Genomic DNA, 16,464 nt, shown 5'->3' on the forward strand with positions numbered 1-16,464 from the left:
TGATCCCCCTATCTGGCAAACAGCGGCATCTATACATTGATCTGAAACTTAGGCAAAGTAATATCTCCCGGATACAATACTGCATATGGACTTCAAAAAATCCGATCTCATCATCATTTCAGGCAGCATCATTGTAATTCTGGTGAATATCTACAACATTGCAACAGGAGTCACCGGAATCGGATTCTATATTTCGGTGTTTGCGATCCTAGTATTCATAATTCTCCTCATAAACACCGTGTACAGAGTGACAAGATTGGCAGAATAGTCGGCTGGCTGAATTACAACACATATCCCACGCCTTTATTACACGTCAGCCACCGATCAGAGTAGTTTCAGATAACAGTTGATAAAACGAGGTGGAGTATGAACGGGACGATTTCTATGTATATCAGGAATGCTGCCACACTGGTCATCGTAGGAATTGCAATGTTTCTGCTCTTTGGCACCTTTGTTGAGTTTTTGGAGACGTCAATCATACTCTTCGCAGCACTTGTCGTCTTTGTATTCTATTGCGGGGTAATACTCCCGGCAATAGACAGATGGGTGGCAGCAAAGAGAGAGGCAACAGATAAAAAAGCACACACAGTATCCCATACAGCAATCCAAAGAGAAACAGATGCCTTTGACCGGCTGCCCCGCAGATCCCGATATTCAAAGGTGATCGTCTTCATCTCTGTTCTGGTCATCTCGTTCTTCATCCTTCACATTCTCGTGCTCATGATGCACGAATTCTCCCACAGCACACTCGCCTGGCTTCTCGGAGTAAAAGCTGATCCCCTGAATATCATCTATGGGGATCTGATCGGGAGCGGGTGGGATGAGAATGTCGATTATGGAGTCCTTTTCAATGCCGGACGAGGGCCTACGGCAGCGGCAATTGCATTTGCAGGCCCCTTCTCAAACATCGCCCTCTTCTTTGTAACCGCAGGACTGATGGCCGTCAAATGGGTGAAAGAACACCGATGGGTATACCACACCGTATTCTGGACATCAGTAATCACCTTCATCATGATCTTTGAGTATGTCCTCACCCGCTCCTTCATGACCCATGATGATTTCGGGAACATCAATCACGGGCTCGGCATCTCGCCATGGCCGATCTTCATCACCGGCACAATCCTCGGACTCATCGGCCTGTATTATCTGTATGTATACAAACTGCCGGAGTATTTCGCCATCATGACCCCGGACGCCCGGACACTTCAGTACATCTCCGGAGCAGTCGTCTCATTCATCATCTTCCTCTTCTATATCGGCCTTCGGATCACCTCGTACCCGGAGGTTCCCCAGTGGTGGTTTGGCACAGCCGGTATTGTCGTCCTCTTCATTGCCCCGTTCATCGCAAGTCCCGCAAGGGCATGGGTGCAGGCGAGGATAAGTGAATATTCGGATAGAAAAGTTTGGGGAGAATAGGGAGAAAACACATTTCCCCAAATCCAGATCCTTTTCATCAACAGCAATTCTTATCATTCCCTATTCCAGATCTGGTATACCATGAAGAGAGAGGTTGCCAGTTTCCTTGCAGGAATCATCATCATTGCACTGGTCTGTGCTGCCGGGTGTGCAGATGAAAAAGAGTCTCCCCAGACACCCGGAGTGATAGCCGGGCCTGACCCGGTCCTCACTCATGAGGTCACCTTCAACTATGCTCCCGGAGTGGTGCAGGCTGATCTGATCATCAGGGGCACCACCGATCTTGCGGATGGATCGATTGTGGTTGTTGAGATGAGAGATAATTTTCTTCCCGCCACCATCCCGGATGAGCCGACAATCATGCCGGATGGACGGGTGATCACCATCACCGAAACAGGAACAGTTACAACACGTGAAGTCAGGCTATCCGGGGGCAGGTATCAGGCGACATTTGCGATCATAGACATACTCACCGGTGATCAGTTCTGCATCCGGGCAGGGTATTATCCATTGCAGGGAGGAGAGCCGCGTTTCCTGGATAACGAGGTCTGTGTAAGGAAATAGCATCCTTCTTTTTCTGACCAGTCACACGATTTCTTCTGCTTTCCCCGCAAGCCACCCGGCAAACACAATCTCCCAGATAATGATCGGATATGCGATCATCCGTTCCATGCCTCCATGCCCAAGCCCTAGCGTCAAACCGGCGATCTCAAGGGCGAGTGCCAAAAGTGTGACCGCCCCAAGCAGGACGAAGAGGGGAACAATCGGCATCCGCACCTGTTGTGAAGAAACGATTGCCGCAATCCCCCCGAAGAGAAATGCAGTCAGTGCCGAGAGATAATGAGGAAGACCGAGGGTTTCAGGAAAAAGCCCGACACAGATCGCCCCGATACCTGCGAGTGCCATGCAGACGGGGAGCAGCCGCCCAAGCCTTCTCCTGAGCAGATATGCGGCTGCGAAACTTGTGGAGCCGAAGAGAATAATAGATGAATTGAAGAGGATTGCCGTCTCTCCGACACCGAGATCACTAATCGCATTTGTTGCAACACTATAGCCGGGGTAGAGTGCCTCTGCTGCCACCAGCAGGAGGAGGAACCAGGCAGAACCGAAGAGGAGGAGGGCGGGGGCAAGGGCAACCCCACGATCGAGCCCCACTTGTTTTCCCTGATCCTTATCCGGATTATTCTGTATCGACATCTGCTCTATTGCCATAACTATTCACCAGCAGACTGATTCTTTTCACTTAAGGGTAATAAACCATACCTGACCAGTCATTCCCTGCTGGATTCCCAGAAAACCACCAAACCGCCCCCTAAACCAGATGTCTGCACAGGTTTTTCTACCAAAACGCCACAAGAATTTGTATATGCAAAAACTATTTCTGATTCCTTTGATCCTGCTTCTCTTTACTGCCGGATGCACAACCGATGCCCCGCCAGTGGCTGATGAGCCGGATATCCTGATGACTACGCCCTCAGATCCCTTCCCAACCGTCAGCGGGCAGGGAATGTATGTGAACATCATCACCGCCGAGACAGCAGTCCTTCCGGTGAGCTACAACCTTGGCTATGTCACCATACCTCCCGGCAATGCCACGCCTCCGCACCGGCTCCTCGGCACCTCCGAACTTGTCTATGTGATCGCCGGGGCTGCCAGGATACACTGTGATTCAGAAACTGTTGAGGCAGCGCCAGGAGAACTCGTCCTCCTTCCTGAAGGAGTGCTCCAGTCGATTGAAAGTATCGGCGAATCAGATCTCCGGTACCTCTCGGCAAACCAGCCCCAGTATTCGTTTGATATCGATATCAGGGATGATGACCTCATCCCACTCCAAAATTCCACAAATGCAGATCCGATCATAATCTCAGATCCGGCAGGCGGGATCGAGTGGGATTACGATACCGGGACGCTCATCTACACCCTGATCAATCCCGTGCTGATGCCTGAAATGGATATTCCAATCGACTACAGCGTAGCATATGCACAGATACTCCCCGGCGGTCAGATTGTTGGAAACCAGCTTTTAGATTCAACCGATCTGATCTACGTCCTGGAAGGTGGGATTGTCATTCGTGCCGGGGACGGAGTGGATTACACAATTCCAGCCGGAAAAGCAGCACTCTTCCCCCCAGGTAAGCCAAAGGAGATCAAAAATGCCGGCACTACGAATGCGGTCATTCTGAGCGTTGTTGATCCCGCATGGCGGCCGGAGATTTTTGTGATGATGGAAAAATAAATAGGGAAATTGTTCTCCTGAACAATCCGCTCATTTTTCAAACACTCCTTTTCTGTGCAATTATCCGGTTATAAAGGGCATGAGATAATACCCAATAATCAGGATGTGCAGGAGGAGAAAGAGATATACAACCTTGAATTTGATCTTCTGCGTCTTGTGCCTGAGCAGCTTTATCCCTGCAAGTGCACCGAACGGCCCGACAAAAGCATAGACTAACAGCCGTTTCTCGCTCGTCCTCCATGAGTTGTTCTTCGCCTTCAGCTTGTCATCTGCAAAGGTAAGGAACGAGAAGATATTCAGCACCGCATACAGAACGAGATGGAGCAGGGTGGTTTCGGTTATCACAATGTAGCCCCCATCACAAAGAGATCGAGTCGGGATATTGATGAGCCCAACTTCATCCCCTGCCAGGAATTCCTTTTCCAATCCGAACCTTCTTCTCAGGACCGGTGAGGATCTTTGCCTTTATCAGCTCGGTCACAATCAGCTTCACCATGATTGGGGAGAGATGGATTTCAAAGCCCGGATCAGCATTATCTGAAGATGAACCGTATTTCACCATCTCAGCACTGATCTCTGTCAGAGAGAGTGTATTCTTCCTGCTGATCAGGCCGATCAATGAGCGAACGATCTGTTGCTTTGTAGTATAATTCTCATAGAAGAGATCAAGGGACGCCTCATCCACTGCAAGGGTATCGAGGAGATCAAAAATTGTGTTTTCGTTCTCCAGCAGGTAGATCCCGGGTCCGGCAGTCACAACACATTCAGAATCAATCGAGTAGTTTGCAGAGATAATCGCACCATGTGTTCTGCCAGCCTCAAAGAATGCATCAGCATATGATGAGGGGGTATTCTGGTAGAGGAGCTCGCCGGGCTTAATTATCTTCTGAAGGCGGTATCCCTCGGGAGATTCAACAACAATCTGGTTATCCTTCAGCATGATCTCAATTGGGATCCAGACATCATTCAACTCAGGCAGATCGCCGAGTGCCTCAGCATCCTTCTGCGGGAGCGAGAGGAGGGAGAGGATTGCTTTCTGGACAGTCTCCCGGGTATAGATGACATCACCGATCTCTTTTCCTGAAATGATCTCTTCCAGTTTTGCCGTTGTCCTTGTCAGCAGATTCACCTGTCTCTGGAAGAGGGAGATCTCATCATCGGCAAAGAGTGGATTCTCTTCAGAGTTGGCATCAATCATCTCCGAATACCAGTCGATAAAACCCTGAAGGGTGCAGGTGATGATATCCTCGGTTATCGCAACCCCCCTGAATGACTTTTTTACACCAATCCCTTTCTCTTTAGCAAAAGCACAGAATGCATCCGCATCCTCCTCTGAACCAAAAATGAGCGTCTCCTCAAGGATCATATCAATAACTTCGACACAGGGAGTAATGAATCCCGCTTATTCTGATCTTCTATCCATCTCGCCAGACCCCGGTGCATCAACAGATCTTCCAATGTATATCATCGGAATGGCATTTTTGATGCTGATAATCATCGCAATTCCACTCGCAACCTACAGGCTGCGAAAGCCGGAGTGGAGTTCCAAGCGAGAAATGATCTAAAATTTCTTATTTTTCTGAAAAATAAGAATATTCATATAATTGAACGTCCCACCACTCAATACGATGACAGAACATAGGCAGGGAGAGAAGAGCATTAGTGGGCATAAAAACCCCTGCGACTGCTCGGTTGAGGGGATCGTCACCATCGACGCCCGCGGCCAGATGGTGCTCCCAAAAGAGGTGAGGGAGCGGGCGGGGATCGCACAGGGGGATCGCTTTGCAGTCGTCTTTTCTGAAAGGAAAGGATCTGTCTGCTGCATTACCCTGATCAAAAAAGACCATCTCGACAGCTACATCACCTCGCTTGTTCACCCGGAACAACAGGAATGCGGAACCAAAGATCAAAAGACACTGAGGAGTTGAAACCATTATGACTGACAGAGAAATTACCAGAAGGCAGGTGCGTGAGAGATATGGCAGGGTCGCCCGTGAAGGAGGTTTTGGATGCGGATGCGGTCCCGGGTGCTGCAATGGCAGACAGAATCCAAAAACAGTCTCCGCCTCAATTGGCTATTCAGAAGAGGATCAGCAGGCGGTGCCGGAAGGGGCCAATCTCGGGCTTGGATGCGGAAACCCTGTAGCGATTGCATCACTGAAAGAAGGAGAGACTATGCTTGATCTCGGATCAGGTGCAGGCTTTGACTGCTTCCTCGCAAGCCAGAAAGTCGGTGCATCCGGCCATGTCATCGGTGTCGATATGACCCATGATATGCTTGAGAAAGCACGCAGGAATGCTGAAGAGGGAGGATATGCCAACGTGGAGTTCCGGCTTGGGGAGATAGAGCACCTGCCGGTTGCAGATGCTTCAGTTGATGTCGTCATCTCAAACTGCGTCATCAACCTCTCTGTCGACAAGCCACAGGTCTTTGCTGAGATATTCCGGGTGCTCCGCCCAAACGGCCGCCTGATGGTCTCAGATATCGTCCTCACCGCCCCGCTCCCTGACGCCTTCAAAAAATCATCCCTCCTCTATACAAGCTGTGTATCGGGAGCTCTCCTGAAAGAGGAATATCTGAAATGCATCCGCGATGCCGGATTCTCCTCTATCACCATTCACGGCGAATCCGTCTTTCCCCTGAATCATATCATCAGCGAACCGGAACTGATCAGCACTATTGGAGCTGTTCCTCTGGATGAGGATGAGCGAAAGAGACTTTATGAGAGCATTGTTTCAATAAAAATCGGCGCAGAAAAGAAATGATTGAGAAGTGGCAATCAAAAGGAAGGGGGCACTTACCGCCCTCCTGCCCCTCCACCGCCAAAGCCGCCACCTGCACCGAATCCTCCGCCACCTGCGCCTGCCTGTGAGGGCGGGGAGAATGTGCTGATCGAATAAAATCCCATGAACCAGAAATAGGTCGGGACATAGTAGCCGGACTCAGAAACATCCACCTTCAGCTCCTTCATCGCCTTCTGGACGTTATCGCCAACTCCAAGCGCTGTGCCGTAAATAAGCCAGATCCCCCACATATTCATATCATCGGGGCTGTACTTCCGGATCATGCTCATATCAGAGAGGAATCGCCTGAAGGCACTCCATTCAAGCTTCGTCTTATAGTAGTCATCCTTCCAGTGGCCAAAGAGGGTTGAGGGAAGTGCCACAGCAATCCCCGCCTGAACTGCCATAATGACACCAAGAACAATTGCAGCCAGCAGCGTCCCTACGGTATCGGTGGCAAAGAGGAATGCCAGGATAACAACGAGAATATAGCCGACTGCGCCGAGGAGGAGAAGAGCAGGAGTCCCCCTTCCATCAACAGCATAGGTTCCTGATATCCGCTCATCACTCATCGTCATCAGGTCATTTATGTTCTCCTTGAGCCGTATTGCAATATGCTCATCTGCGGTGGAACTTTTTGCCCGTTCTGCAACCGCCTCGAAGTATCCGGTATCAAGAACCCCGGATTCATCAGAATTCAGGGTGATGAAGTTCATCACCTTCTGTTCATACTGATCATCCCCTTCCTCTTCAAGAAGCCGGATCCTCACTCCTTTCTGATCGGCATTCTCCCTGATCTCGATCTTCTTCTTCCTGTGGAGATCAAGGAGGGTTGCATAGAACCCGTTCTCATCAGAGGAGAATGCATCCTTATTGAAGACAAGATTCACCTGCCAGGGCGGCATCGTCTCGTCAGGCACCGTGCTGAGGTATTCGGGGACGGTATAATCCTTCTCCCTTCCGTACAGGATGTACAGAAGGAGAAGCAAAAACGGCGTCAGAAAAACCAGGACTTTTCCGATCAAGAGAAGGATATCCGCAATAAAGAAGCCGAAGAGATACGAGTTGTTTGCGGATTCGGTCTTCTCACGGACCCCTTCGACATAGGTTTTAATCCCGGCAACCGAATCTATTGCATCCGGGCTCATCAAAAACTCAACCTCGATCCGCTCATTTGAGGGGGAACTACCGGTGAGCACAATCATCCCATCGCCACGGGTTATCTCGTAGCTTGGGGGATGGGTGAAGACATCTGTTATCTTGTCTGAGATGAGCGTAATGGTGACGTCCTTATAGGGAATGTGCTCGTCTGCAAACATCAGGTTGATATGCACGGCATCGCTGTCGTACTCAACAGGCGGCACCATCTGATAGGTATACTCAACGACATATTCGCCCGGTGTGAAGTAGTCCGGATTGACAATGCCAACCTCATTTGGATAGGCAAGATCAGAGACGAGCGATCGGGCACGGGGATTATCCCCTTCAAAGAGATGGATACTGCTTGTACCCTCCTTCAGGTAAAGGACAGCTCCATCCGGTGCTAATCCCTCGATAAAGCGGATGTGAGGGTAGCCGGATTCTGGCTCTCCAAAGATAAGGGCAGCGTTCCAGTTGCGGTACAACATCCGGTATTCCTGGGCTGAGCGGACCGAATAGACGTACCGCTCTGTGAGATCCCCATTCTCCTGCCAGGTCACCTCATATGACTCGACGATGAGGTCGCCGCTATAATCAAATGCACCGGCAGGAAAGAGCCCCATCACTCCAATGACAGAGAGGCCAAGCAGCAGGGTTCCCGCAAACAGGAGTGCAATCAGTCTCTTCTCTTCCATGAAGAAACCTCAGAACTCGATCTTCGGGGCCTTTTCCAGATTCTCATCCTGGAATTCGAGGTACTCGAGCTTGACCATACCGATCATGTTCCCGACGATATTCGATGGAATTGTCTGGAGCATTGTGTTGAACTGCTGTGAGATATTGTTGAAGGTATACCGGTGGCGGGCGATCTCATCTTCCAGCCCTTTGATCGATCCCATCAGATCCTTTACAGTCTGGGATGTCTTCAGATCAGGATAGTTCTCCATCACCGCAAAGAGGCGGCCAAGCACACTCCGCGACTCGGCTTCAATGGCATTAAGATCCCCTGCCCCGGCAGATCCAACAGATGCACGCATCTTTGTGACCGATTCAAGCGTGCTCTTCTCAAATTCTGCATAGCTCTTCACTGATCCAAGGAGCTGGTCGATCATATCGAGCCGCTTCTTCATCGCAACCTTGATCTGGCCGAGCGTTGCCTCGGATGCGTTCTTCAGGCGATAGTATTTGTTGTAGATACTGACAAACCAGAGAACAATGACGATGGCAAGGAGGACAAGTATCCCGCCGATAATGAGTTCAATCATCTTCTTTCACCTGTACTCACATTGATCTGAGAGATAAAAATACTGATGCGGGCTGCTGAACAGGAGTTGATGAATCTGAGTCAGTCAGGTCATCAATCCGGGCATCAATCAGGACACACCCTGGACAAAGAACCGGCATGATTCACCTGTAATGTTTATTACCAGAAAAAACAGAAAACCGATATGAACGAAATCCCACAAGGGCCATTCTGCCAGAGTTGCGGCATGCCGATGAGCGAGCCGGAACACTTTGGAACAGAGAAGGACGGCTCAAAGTCAGAAGAGTATTGCAGTTACTGCTATCAGAACGGGGCATTCGTTGATGAATCAATTACCCTCGAAGAGATGATTGAATTTTCTGCACAGAAGATCGATGAGGCGGGCATTATGCCCTATGCAGAAGCACGGAAGATGGCCGGGGAGTTCCTTTTGGAACTGAAACGGTGGAGGAAGTAGCGAGCAATCAATAATATAAAAAGTTTAAAATAAATATTTAATAACTGAAGGTACGCTCATTTATTTTTCTTTGTATGATATTCAGGTAGTGGCTCATGTAGCAGTGCATCTGCGGGATCATATGCGGCAGGGGGTTCAATACCAAGATATTCCCTGTAGATACGCTCCTTATACTCAATCCCAATCTCATTGACTGCTGATATGAAGGATGTGTAAGTGCCAGAACCACCAATGGTGTCCCAGAACTCATCGCCGATTAAAACGACATCATCATGCTTCATATCAAACCATCGAAATGGAAAGCTCCACGCGTAATCTTCACGTTTGCCATAGGGATTATAGGGCAATGCAAAGAATGCACCATCCACAACTTGTGGCTCCATGCAGTGGAGTTTGAGGATTTTTTCTTTGCTGACCTTCGTCTGGTCACTATTGGGTAATGGCGCCTTTATTTCAAATGCATATCGTCTGTTTGTGGATTGATCTTCAACATAGAGATCACAAATCACTGATACTGGGATGGATTCGCCTTTTCCTTGCTTTATATAAGAAAGTTCGTTCACCCAATTTGGGGCTGTTTTTCCTTTATTTTTCTTCGAGTGTTCTAATGTATTGAGAACTTCCGAGATGCGCTGAAGTTGACCCTCCGGTATAGACCCATCAATACGGTAACCCATCTCAGCATATCCAAGACCATGAATTGCCGCAACTACAGCCAATTTCTCCCAGACTTTCCCAAAAGGTGTGACAAATCGTCGTTCAAAATGTGATCCTTTGAATATTTCATCTGGAACAAGCGCTGCATAGAGGGGTTTTGTGGAGAGATGCACATCTGTTAAAAAAGGATCTTTATAAAGAACTTTATCCATGATACTATCCATTAATTCCTGAATAACCCCTTGAATAGCATCTTTCATCTCTTTTGATTCAACCATTGTAAAAACTCCATTCACATTTTCCGCCAGATGAATATTGACTCATAAAACTCACCGGCTCGCCTACCAGTTCTCCGGTTAACATGACGTTCGATAATATTCTCCACTTCAACATCCAATGAGGCAGCGATATCACCATAGAGATCAGAACTATCATTGGCAACGACAATTAATCTCCCATCATCATGCATTGAACGGAGAATCCGCCGGAAGACCTCTGAAATATCCTTTTGATAAGCTTCTTTTGCAGATCTGCTCTTACCATTGACAGCAGGGCCAATCTCTTGTACCCGTTTATCTTCAAGACCAAGGAGATTATATGCATACGCATGCTGCTCATGATAATCAATCAATCCAACATATGGAGGGCTGGTTATAACTCCATGAACCTCAGGAAAATCGACAGTTCTGCAATCATCATGATACACATCCACGCTTGCTCCAGTTCTCAGTAAAGCATAATCCGAGACGCGCTTGATCGTGTCGTTACTGTATCGTTTTAAAAATTTGAAGGCTTCCTGTGTTGGCTGGCAGATCCGATTATGTTTATAGCATTTATATGGTTCAGTCACTGGTTTCTTTGGAAAATCCAGATCAAAATGTGTTGTCAACCTCGCTGAGCGGGCTGAGCGACAGAGGATTATTTTGAGGAGATCTTTGTACTGATAATCCCCCGCCTCGATAAAGTAGCGATAGGTAAGCAATTCCTCGCGTGCTTTTGGTGCAAACCATTTCTCAAGATACGCATTATTTTCATCCGAAAGATAGGGGCCATGTGTACACTCAAACCACAACCGGCGTTGTGCTGAATCCACTTGTGTCGCTGAATGAACCTTATTCAGGACTTCAAGGACTTCACGCTTCATCGTTGTAAGATCGTACTCCTGTGTCTTTGCCCGTGCCAGAAGAACATTAAATGCAGAGATGTCAAACCCAATTGAATTTATACCAAGCTCATTTGCCTGTACAAGCGTCGTTCCCGATCCAGAGAACGGATCGAGAACAGTCTGTCCCCTTAAGAAATATTTTCTAAGAAAAATCTCAACAAGTTGCGGGATATATTTTCCAAGATATGGATGAAGGCGATGAACATGTTTTGTCCGTTCTCTCTCAGGAAGATCTTTTTCAGTCCAATTCAGATTTAGGCATTCCAGAGGAGCATCAGGCGTCACATCATGGGCTCGGGTTGGAGTCTGCTCAATTGTATAGATCTTAACACGTTTCTCTTCATTTGTGAGCGTAGATGATACCATGAAAACACTTTCAATTTCATTAGTGGTTTCAGCCTTAGAAAAACATATTGATTTGGGTTAATAAGGCATTGACAGATGGATAGAAGCCCTTTAGCAACCATAAATGCCATTTTCAACACCAACAGACGAAATTACCTTTTTAGCCACCATACCAGCCGTATCATCATTTGGAGAAGAACAGGATGGAAGATTTCGCCACCTTCAAGTAACTTCACGCCAACCATACCGCTATGCGGATCCTGCTTGTAACCGGTACCCAGACAGAAGCGATTGTGAGGGACGCTGCCGATGAATCCGGCCATGACTGTGATGTTGCCGTCATCGGTGAGGTGGCATCGTTCATTTCACCAAAGCGGCTCACGGAACTGATCCAAAAAGACCGGTATGACTTTGTAATCGTCTCCGGGATGTGTACCGCAGATTTCTCCTCAGTGGAAAAGGTGACTGGAGTCTTTGTCTTCCGTGGCCCCCGCCACGCCGCAGATCTCGGCATGATCCTCCCGGGTGTCGGGCAGATCCAGCTCTCCCGGACTATTCCCGCAGATGACCTTATTGCAGCGATAAAGCGCGATAAAGCACTTTTAATGCTGGAAGAGAGAGAAGTCGCTGCCGATCCGGAATTCTACATCAGGGGAGTGAAGATCGGCGGCGGGAGCAGGATGAAGGTCGTCGCAGAGATCATGGATGCACACCGCCATCAGGATATCAGATCCGCTGTCCTTCGCTTCTTCTCTTCAGGAGCGGATATCGTTGATCTCGGTTTTGGGTTCGATGCCTCACCGGAGGATGTGGTAAAAACCTTCTCTCTTCTGGAAGGAATTGAAGGACCGCTTGCAGCAGATACCCAGGATCCTGAGTTAATCAGAGCAGCACTTGATAGATCTGATCTGATCCTCTCGCTCCAGGAAGAGAATATTCCCCTGATCGGATCTGCAATCGCAGAGGCGGGTATAGCTGCTGTTGTCGTTCCCGGAGAAGCAGGGCTTGCTGCAAACTGTGAAGCTGCCAAAGCCTGCGGAATTAAGTGCATCATTGCAGATCCGCTCCTCCCTCCTGCCGGTTCAGGACTGGTGAGAGCACTTGCGACAATGGTAGAAACAAAAACATCCTATCCCCTTTTTTTTGGCGCAGGAAACGTAGTGGAACTCCTGGATGCGGACTCCCCCGGTGCCAATGCACTCCTTGCGGCAATGGCACAGGAGATCAACGCAGCCCTGATCTTCACCAGCGAACACTCAGATAAAACGCTTGGGTCAGTTGCAGAGATGAGAAGAGCAACGACGATGATGGCATTAATGGAAGGCCGGCCATATCCAAAAGATCTCGGTCTTGACCTCTTCGTCATCAAGGAGAAACGCAGACGGCAGGAACCGCCTGTACTGTATGAAACAATGCATGAGGCCGGTGCATCAGAAAAAGCTCTCACATATGACCCCTGCGGAAACTTCAGGATAGGAATTGACGGAGAGGAGATCATTGCAGAAAGAAGGGGTGTTGCAATAAAGTCACAGGACTGGAGGCAAATCTTCTCGATGATCGAGGAGAAAGGATGGGTTTCAGTCCTCGATCACGCCGCATACCTGGGTAAGGAGCTCTATAAAGCAGAGCTCGCCATCCGTTTCAACAGAAGCTTTGAACAGGATGGCGACTTCTGATCCTGGCCAGGATATCTTCAGAAGATACCAAACCAGACAATAAACGAACTGATGACCATAATGATCAGAATGACGATCAAGGCCTTATTGAGACAGCTGCTGCAGATGTTGGCGACACCGCCTTCGTGACGCCTGAGACAAAGCCTGCAGGGGTGGCCGGTGGTAATATTCGGGTGATCTTTTTCATAGAGCGCCCGAATCTTCTTTTCCAGATGAGGTGAGTTGTGAATCTGGTGCCATTCCTCTTCCGAGAGGCCCATGAAGAGGTCACAGGTACTGCACTTGATCCAGATCTCATTATCTGATGGCTGCTCTACATTCAGTGTTTGCTCGCCACACTCAGGACAGTGCAGATGGTTGAAATCCATGGAGATTAGAAGGAGGATTAACCATATAAAAGTGTGTATCACTCCGGAATCAGACATCCTTCCAAACAGATAAGGGTAATCAAACATCTCGATCAGAAGGATTCTTTATTTTCTATGAAGATTATTCAGAAGATGAAGAGTGATGAATGAAGAGACATATATTGGCTGGTCCTCAGTCCCAAGAGGAATGAAGGTTCGACTCGCTGACTTCCATACAGGATTGGCGAAAAACCTGAAGAGGGACAAAAAGGGGAAGAAGGCAATAAAACAGTGGGCAATGGAGTCACTGAATGAGAACAGGGAGGCTCTCTCGGCAGCTCACGATCTCTTCTGGACAGACAAGCGCTATTCTCTTCTGGTCATTTTACAGGGAATGGACACAGCGGGTAAAGACGGGGCGATAAAACATGTAATGTCGGGCTTAAACCCACAGGGCTGCCGGGTTGAGAGTTTTGGGATCCCGACAAGAAATGAGCTTAATTATCCATTCCTCTGGAGATTCTGGAGATTCCTGCCCCGAAAAGGGGAGATAGGCATCTTTAACCGCTCATATTATGAAGATGTGCTTGTACCCAAAATACACCCGGAAATACTCGACACGCAACGGCTTCCTCCCGGATATGGCAGTAAGTCCTTCTGGGATGCAAGGTTTGAGGATATTATTTCATTTGAGAAGCAACTTGTCAATAATGGAGTTATTATTTTAAAATTTTTCCTTCACATCTCATTTGAAGAACAAAGAAACCGGCTTATATCACGCCTTAAAACCGAGAGTAAACAATGGAAATTCTCTTCATCAGACCTCTCAGAGCGTGACCACTGGAAACAATACCAGGAAGTATACGAAGAGATCTTCTCAAGAACCAGCACTGACTATGCTCCATGGTATATCATTCCCGCAGACTACAAATGGGTTGCCAGGACGATGATAGCAGATCTTATTGTGTTGAGCATCAGGCAGCTGGATCTCAGATACCCTGAGATAACCGAAATACAAAAAGTGGAGATAGAAGCCGCACTTGAAAAGCTTCAGAATACAGAGAAAAACCCTACGAATAAATGACTCTTACCTTCAGATACAGGAAAAACATTGATCGGCACCTATCAGATAATAAGGAGAGACGTATTTATCTTCCAGTAAATGAATCTGAATCGTGATGAACGATGATTAAAGAGAAGTATATGGAGAGGCTGCTCGTCAAGCCTGGAAAAAAGCTCAGCCTTACCGATTTCTATACCGGATGGGCACAGAGCGATGCACTCAAAGAAGCTGGCAAAAATGCGGTGAAACAGCGTGCCGCCGAGATACTTGAAGAGAACAGGGTAGCCCTTAATGAAGCTCAGGAGCTGCTATGGGCAGATAAGCGGTACTCAATCCTTGTGATTCTCCAGGGGATGGATACAGCAGGAAAAGACGGCACAATAAAGCATGTGATGTCAGGTGTGAACCCACAGGGCTGCCAGGTGATGAGTTTTGGCGTGCCGATGAAATATGAGCTCGACCACACCTTTCTCTGGCGTTTCTGGAAAGCCATGCCCCGTCGGGGGGAGATCGGGATCTTTAACCGTTCCTACTATGAGGATGTGCTTGTCCCGAAAGTCCATCCGGTGATCCTGGAAGGACAGCAGCTTCCACCGGGATATGGATCTGATGCATTCTGGGAAGCGCGATATGAAGACATCAGGGCATATGAACGGCACCATCGTGCAAACGGCACGATCATACTGAAATTCTTCCTCAACATCTCAAAGGAAGAACAGAAAGAACGGCTGCTATCCCGGCTGAAGACAGAGAAGAAGCAGTGGAAATTCTCCCTCTCTGATCTGACAGAGCGGCAGTACTGGAGCCATTATCAGGCAGCATATGAAGAGGCGATGTTCCAGACAAGTACTGATGAGGCACCGTGGTACGTGATCCCGGCAGATTACAAATGGGTTGCCAGGACGCTGGTTGCAGATATAATTGTCCGTGCAATCAGCCGGCTTGATCTCAGGTACCCTGAAACCTCAGCAGAACAGATGAAAGAAATTGAAAAAGCACGAATTCATCTTGAGAGTGAGTAGATTGATAGCAGAGGATTGCCTGAGCCTGTAAAGGGAGGATGCTGAGAGATGAGTCATAGAGCATTAAAAAAGAAGATATGGGATATTATCGAGCCTCAAGACACGGAAAGCCGGAAGAGCTATATCTTTGGGATCTTCATTACAGCCGTCATTCTCTTGAATATCGCTGCGATGGTCCTCTCGAGTGTATGGGAGATCCAAACAGAATACCCGATCATATGGACCATCCTCCTCCTGATCTCTTCATCGACCCTGATTATCTTCATAATCGAGTATCTGATCAGGCTCTGGACATGTACAGCAGACCCTGAATATGCAAAACCGATCATCGGACGGCTCAAATGGGCAAAAACACCCTTCGCACTCATCGATCTGCTGGTAATACTCCCATATATTCTCCTGCCATTCACCGGCATCAATCTCACCGGGCTTGTGATCCTGAGGGTATTTCGGCTCTTCAAGCTGATACGCTATTCTGACTCGATCAACCTGATCATCAGGGTGGTCAAAGGGGAGAGGAATACGCTCATCACTACGTACCTCGTCCTCTTCATCGTCCTGATCGCAGCTGCCACTCTTATGTATGAGGTTGAATTCCCTGCACAGCCTGAAGCGTTCTCAAGTATCCCGGCAGCGATGTGGTGGGGGGTCATTACCCTGACTACAACAGGATATGGTGATATTGTCCCGATCACGCCACTTGGAAAGATGCTTGGAACCGTGATTGCACTCATCGGAATAGCCATCTTCGCACTTCCGGCAGGTATCCTTGCGTCAGGCTTTTCAAAAGCTCTTGAGAAAGAGATCAACGAGGATGAAGAGTACCTCTGCCCCCATTGCAAGCAGGAGATAAAAGCCCGCGATCTCTGGAAGAAGTGATTCTTGGAGATGT

Annotated in this window: 18 protein-coding genes; 10 read left to right on the forward strand and 8 right to left on the reverse strand. The window is 48.3% G+C overall.

Annotation, left to right across the window (positions count from 1 at the left end):
* The first annotated feature begins 366 nt into the window (after positions 1–366).
* Complete coding sequence (locus tag ACYUBO_RS06445) at positions 367–1,416, forward strand: hypothetical protein (RefSeq protein WP_460373177.1); 1,050 nt, start codon at positions 367–369, stop codon at positions 1,414–1,416.
* Between the two features lie 81 nt (positions 1,417–1,497).
* Positions 1,498–1,980: a hypothetical protein gene (locus ACYUBO_RS06450; RefSeq protein WP_460373178.1), complete on the forward strand. Its 483-nt coding sequence runs from the start codon at positions 1,498–1,500 to the stop codon at positions 1,978–1,980.
* A 21-nt stretch (positions 1,981–2,001) separates the two neighbouring features.
* Here the strand turns inward: ACYUBO_RS06450 and ACYUBO_RS06455 are convergent, their stop codons facing one another.
* Entirely contained in the window at positions 2,002–2,628 is a 627-nt protein-coding gene (locus tag ACYUBO_RS06455) for a DUF998 domain-containing protein (RefSeq protein WP_460373179.1), read from the reverse strand.
* A 154-nt stretch (positions 2,629–2,782) separates the two neighbouring features.
* Here ACYUBO_RS06455 and ACYUBO_RS06460 point away from each other — a divergent pair, with 154 nt between their 5' ends.
* Positions 2,783–3,652 carry a cupin domain-containing protein gene (locus ACYUBO_RS06460; RefSeq protein ID WP_460373180.1) on the forward strand — a complete coding sequence of 290 codons (870 nt, stop codon included), beginning with the start codon at positions 2,783–2,785 and terminating at the stop codon, positions 3,650–3,652.
* 60 nt (positions 3,653–3,712) lie between these two features.
* Here ACYUBO_RS06460 and ACYUBO_RS06465 read toward each other — a convergent pair whose 3' ends face one another.
* Both ACYUBO_RS06465 and ACYUBO_RS06470 read right to left on the reverse strand, forming a co-directional pair.
* The gene (locus tag ACYUBO_RS06465) at positions 3,713–4,078 is read right to left on the reverse strand and encodes a DUF1294 domain-containing protein (protein WP_460373181.1); all 366 of its coding nucleotides are present in this window, start codon (positions 4,076–4,078) and stop codon (positions 3,713–3,715) included.
* Positions 4,050–5,018, reverse strand: coding sequence for a hypothetical protein (locus tag ACYUBO_RS06470; protein WP_460373182.1), 969 nt, complete (start codon positions 5,016–5,018; stop codon positions 4,050–4,052). The genes ACYUBO_RS06465 and ACYUBO_RS06470 overlap by 29 nt, the downstream gene beginning before the upstream one ends.
* 262 nt (positions 5,019–5,280) lie before the next feature.
* On the opposite strand from ACYUBO_RS06470, the gene hgcC reads away from it, so the two are divergent.
* Together hgcC and ACYUBO_RS06480 are read left to right on the forward strand one after the other, a co-directional pair.
* The gene (gene hgcC / locus ACYUBO_RS06475) at positions 5,281–5,580 is read left to right on the forward strand and encodes an HgcAB-associated protein HgcC (RefSeq protein ID WP_460373183.1); all 300 of its coding nucleotides are present in this window, start codon (positions 5,281–5,283) and stop codon (positions 5,578–5,580) included.
* 7 nt (positions 5,581–5,587) lie between these two features.
* On the forward strand, positions 5,588–6,418 hold the full coding sequence (locus ACYUBO_RS06480) for an arsenite methyltransferase (protein ID WP_460373184.1): 831 nt from the start codon (positions 5,588–5,590) through the stop codon (positions 6,416–6,418).
* 32 nt (positions 6,419–6,450) lie between these two features.
* Here the strand turns inward: ACYUBO_RS06480 and ACYUBO_RS06485 are convergent, their stop codons facing one another.
* Both ACYUBO_RS06485 and ACYUBO_RS06490 read right to left on the reverse strand, forming a co-directional pair.
* Positions 6,451–8,271, reverse strand: a complete 1,821-nt coding sequence (locus tag ACYUBO_RS06485) for a DUF2207 family protein (RefSeq protein WP_460373185.1) — start codon at positions 8,269–8,271, stop codon at positions 6,451–6,453.
* 9 nt (positions 8,272–8,280) lie between these two features.
* Positions 8,281–8,841, reverse strand: coding sequence for a LemA family protein (locus ACYUBO_RS06490; protein WP_300331020.1), 561 nt, complete (start codon positions 8,839–8,841; stop codon positions 8,281–8,283).
* A gap of 183 nt (positions 8,842–9,024) precedes the next feature.
* Here ACYUBO_RS06490 and ACYUBO_RS06495 point away from each other — a divergent pair, with 183 nt between their 5' ends.
* On the forward strand, positions 9,025–9,297 hold the full coding sequence (locus tag ACYUBO_RS06495) for a zinc ribbon domain-containing protein (RefSeq protein WP_460373186.1): 273 nt from the start codon (positions 9,025–9,027) through the stop codon (positions 9,295–9,297).
* A 56-nt stretch (positions 9,298–9,353) separates the two neighbouring features.
* Here ACYUBO_RS06495 and ACYUBO_RS06500 read toward each other — a convergent pair whose 3' ends face one another.
* Together ACYUBO_RS06500 and ACYUBO_RS06505 are read right to left on the reverse strand one after the other, a co-directional pair.
* Entirely contained in the window at positions 9,354–10,232 is an 879-nt protein-coding gene (locus ACYUBO_RS06500) for a TdeIII family type II restriction endonuclease (protein ID WP_460373187.1), read from the reverse strand.
* A 14-nt stretch (positions 10,233–10,246) separates the two neighbouring features.
* Positions 10,247–11,485 carry a DNA methyltransferase gene (locus ACYUBO_RS06505; RefSeq protein WP_460373188.1) on the reverse strand — a complete coding sequence of 413 codons (1,239 nt, stop codon included), beginning with the start codon at positions 11,483–11,485 and terminating at the stop codon, positions 10,247–10,249.
* Between the two features lie 230 nt (positions 11,486–11,715).
* On the opposite strand from ACYUBO_RS06505, the gene ACYUBO_RS06510 reads away from it, so the two are divergent.
* On the forward strand, positions 11,716–13,140 hold the full coding sequence (locus ACYUBO_RS06510; protein WP_460373189.1) for a dihydropteroate synthase-like protein: 1,425 nt from the start codon (positions 11,716–11,718) through the stop codon (positions 13,138–13,140).
* Between the two features lie 17 nt (positions 13,141–13,157).
* On the opposite strand, the gene ACYUBO_RS06515 is transcribed toward ACYUBO_RS06510, so the two are convergent.
* The gene (locus tag ACYUBO_RS06515) at positions 13,158–13,508 is read right to left on the reverse strand and encodes a hypothetical protein (RefSeq protein ID WP_300331011.1); all 351 of its coding nucleotides are present in this window, start codon (positions 13,506–13,508) and stop codon (positions 13,158–13,160) included.
* A gap of 187 nt (positions 13,509–13,695) precedes the next feature.
* Here ACYUBO_RS06515 and ACYUBO_RS06520 point away from each other — a divergent pair, with 187 nt between their 5' ends.
* From ACYUBO_RS06520 to ACYUBO_RS06530, 3 genes are all read left to right on the forward strand, one after another.
* Positions 13,696–14,571 carry a PPK2 family polyphosphate kinase gene (locus tag ACYUBO_RS06520; protein ID WP_460373190.1) on the forward strand — a complete coding sequence of 292 codons (876 nt, stop codon included), beginning with the start codon at positions 13,696–13,698 and terminating at the stop codon, positions 14,569–14,571.
* Between the two features lie 101 nt (positions 14,572–14,672).
* Entirely contained in the window at positions 14,673–15,572 is a 900-nt protein-coding gene (locus ACYUBO_RS06525; protein ID WP_460373191.1) for a PPK2 family polyphosphate kinase, read from the forward strand.
* A 48-nt stretch (positions 15,573–15,620) separates the two neighbouring features.
* Positions 15,621–16,451: an ion transporter gene (locus ACYUBO_RS06530; RefSeq protein ID WP_300330085.1), complete on the forward strand. Its 831-nt coding sequence runs from the start codon at positions 15,621–15,623 to the stop codon at positions 16,449–16,451.
* Positions 16,452–16,464: the final 13 nt, after the last annotated feature.

The organism is Methanocalculus sp. MC3, from assembly GCF_054767395.1.

What these genes read in the sequence shown, in the direction of transcription:
- ACYUBO_RS06445 (WP_460373177.1), top strand. Translation starts at nt 367, where the DNA reads ATGAACGGGACGATTTCTATGTATATCAGGAATGCTGCCACACTGGTC.
- ACYUBO_RS06450 (WP_460373178.1), top strand. Translation starts at nt 1,498, where the DNA reads ATGAAGAGAGAGGTTGCCAGTTTCCTTGCAGGAATCATCATCATTGCA.
- ACYUBO_RS06455 (WP_460373179.1), bottom strand. Translation starts at nt 2,628, where the DNA reads ATGGCAATAGAGCAGATGTCGATACAGAATAATCCGGATAAGGATCAG.
- ACYUBO_RS06460 (WP_460373180.1), top strand. Translation starts at nt 2,783, where the DNA reads ATGCAAAAACTATTTCTGATTCCTTTGATCCTGCTTCTCTTTACTGCC.
- ACYUBO_RS06470 (WP_460373182.1), bottom strand. Translation starts at nt 5,018, where the DNA reads ATGATCCTTGAGGAGACGCTCATTTTTGGTTCAGAGGAGGATGCGGAT.
- hgcC (WP_460373183.1), top strand. Translation starts at nt 5,281, where the DNA reads ATGACAGAACATAGGCAGGGAGAGAAGAGCATTAGTGGGCATAAAAAC.
- ACYUBO_RS06480 (WP_460373184.1), top strand. Translation starts at nt 5,588, where the DNA reads ATGACTGACAGAGAAATTACCAGAAGGCAGGTGCGTGAGAGATATGGC.
- ACYUBO_RS06485 (WP_460373185.1), bottom strand. Translation starts at nt 8,271, where the DNA reads ATGGAAGAGAAGAGACTGATTGCACTCCTGTTTGCGGGAACCCTGCTG.
- ACYUBO_RS06490 (WP_300331020.1), bottom strand. Translation starts at nt 8,841, where the DNA reads ATGATTGAACTCATTATCGGCGGGATACTTGTCCTCCTTGCCATCGTC.
- ACYUBO_RS06495 (WP_460373186.1), top strand. Translation starts at nt 9,025, where the DNA reads ATGAACGAAATCCCACAAGGGCCATTCTGCCAGAGTTGCGGCATGCCG.
- ACYUBO_RS06500 (WP_460373187.1), bottom strand. Translation starts at nt 10,232, where the DNA reads ATGGTTGAATCAAAAGAGATGAAAGATGCTATTCAAGGGGTTATTCAG.
- ACYUBO_RS06505 (WP_460373188.1), bottom strand. Translation starts at nt 11,485, where the DNA reads ATGGTATCATCTACGCTCACAAATGAAGAGAAACGTGTTAAGATCTAT.
- ACYUBO_RS06510 (WP_460373189.1), top strand. Translation starts at nt 11,716, where the DNA reads ATGCGGATCCTGCTTGTAACCGGTACCCAGACAGAAGCGATTGTGAGG.
- ACYUBO_RS06515 (WP_300331011.1), bottom strand. Translation starts at nt 13,508, where the DNA reads ATGGATTTCAACCATCTGCACTGTCCTGAGTGTGGCGAGCAAACACTG.
- ACYUBO_RS06520 (WP_460373190.1), top strand. Translation starts at nt 13,696, where the DNA reads ATGAAGGTTCGACTCGCTGACTTCCATACAGGATTGGCGAAAAACCTG.
- ACYUBO_RS06525 (WP_460373191.1), top strand. Translation starts at nt 14,673, where the DNA reads ATGATTAAAGAGAAGTATATGGAGAGGCTGCTCGTCAAGCCTGGAAAA.
- ACYUBO_RS06530 (WP_300330085.1), top strand. Translation starts at nt 15,621, where the DNA reads ATGAGTCATAGAGCATTAAAAAAGAAGATATGGGATATTATCGAGCCT.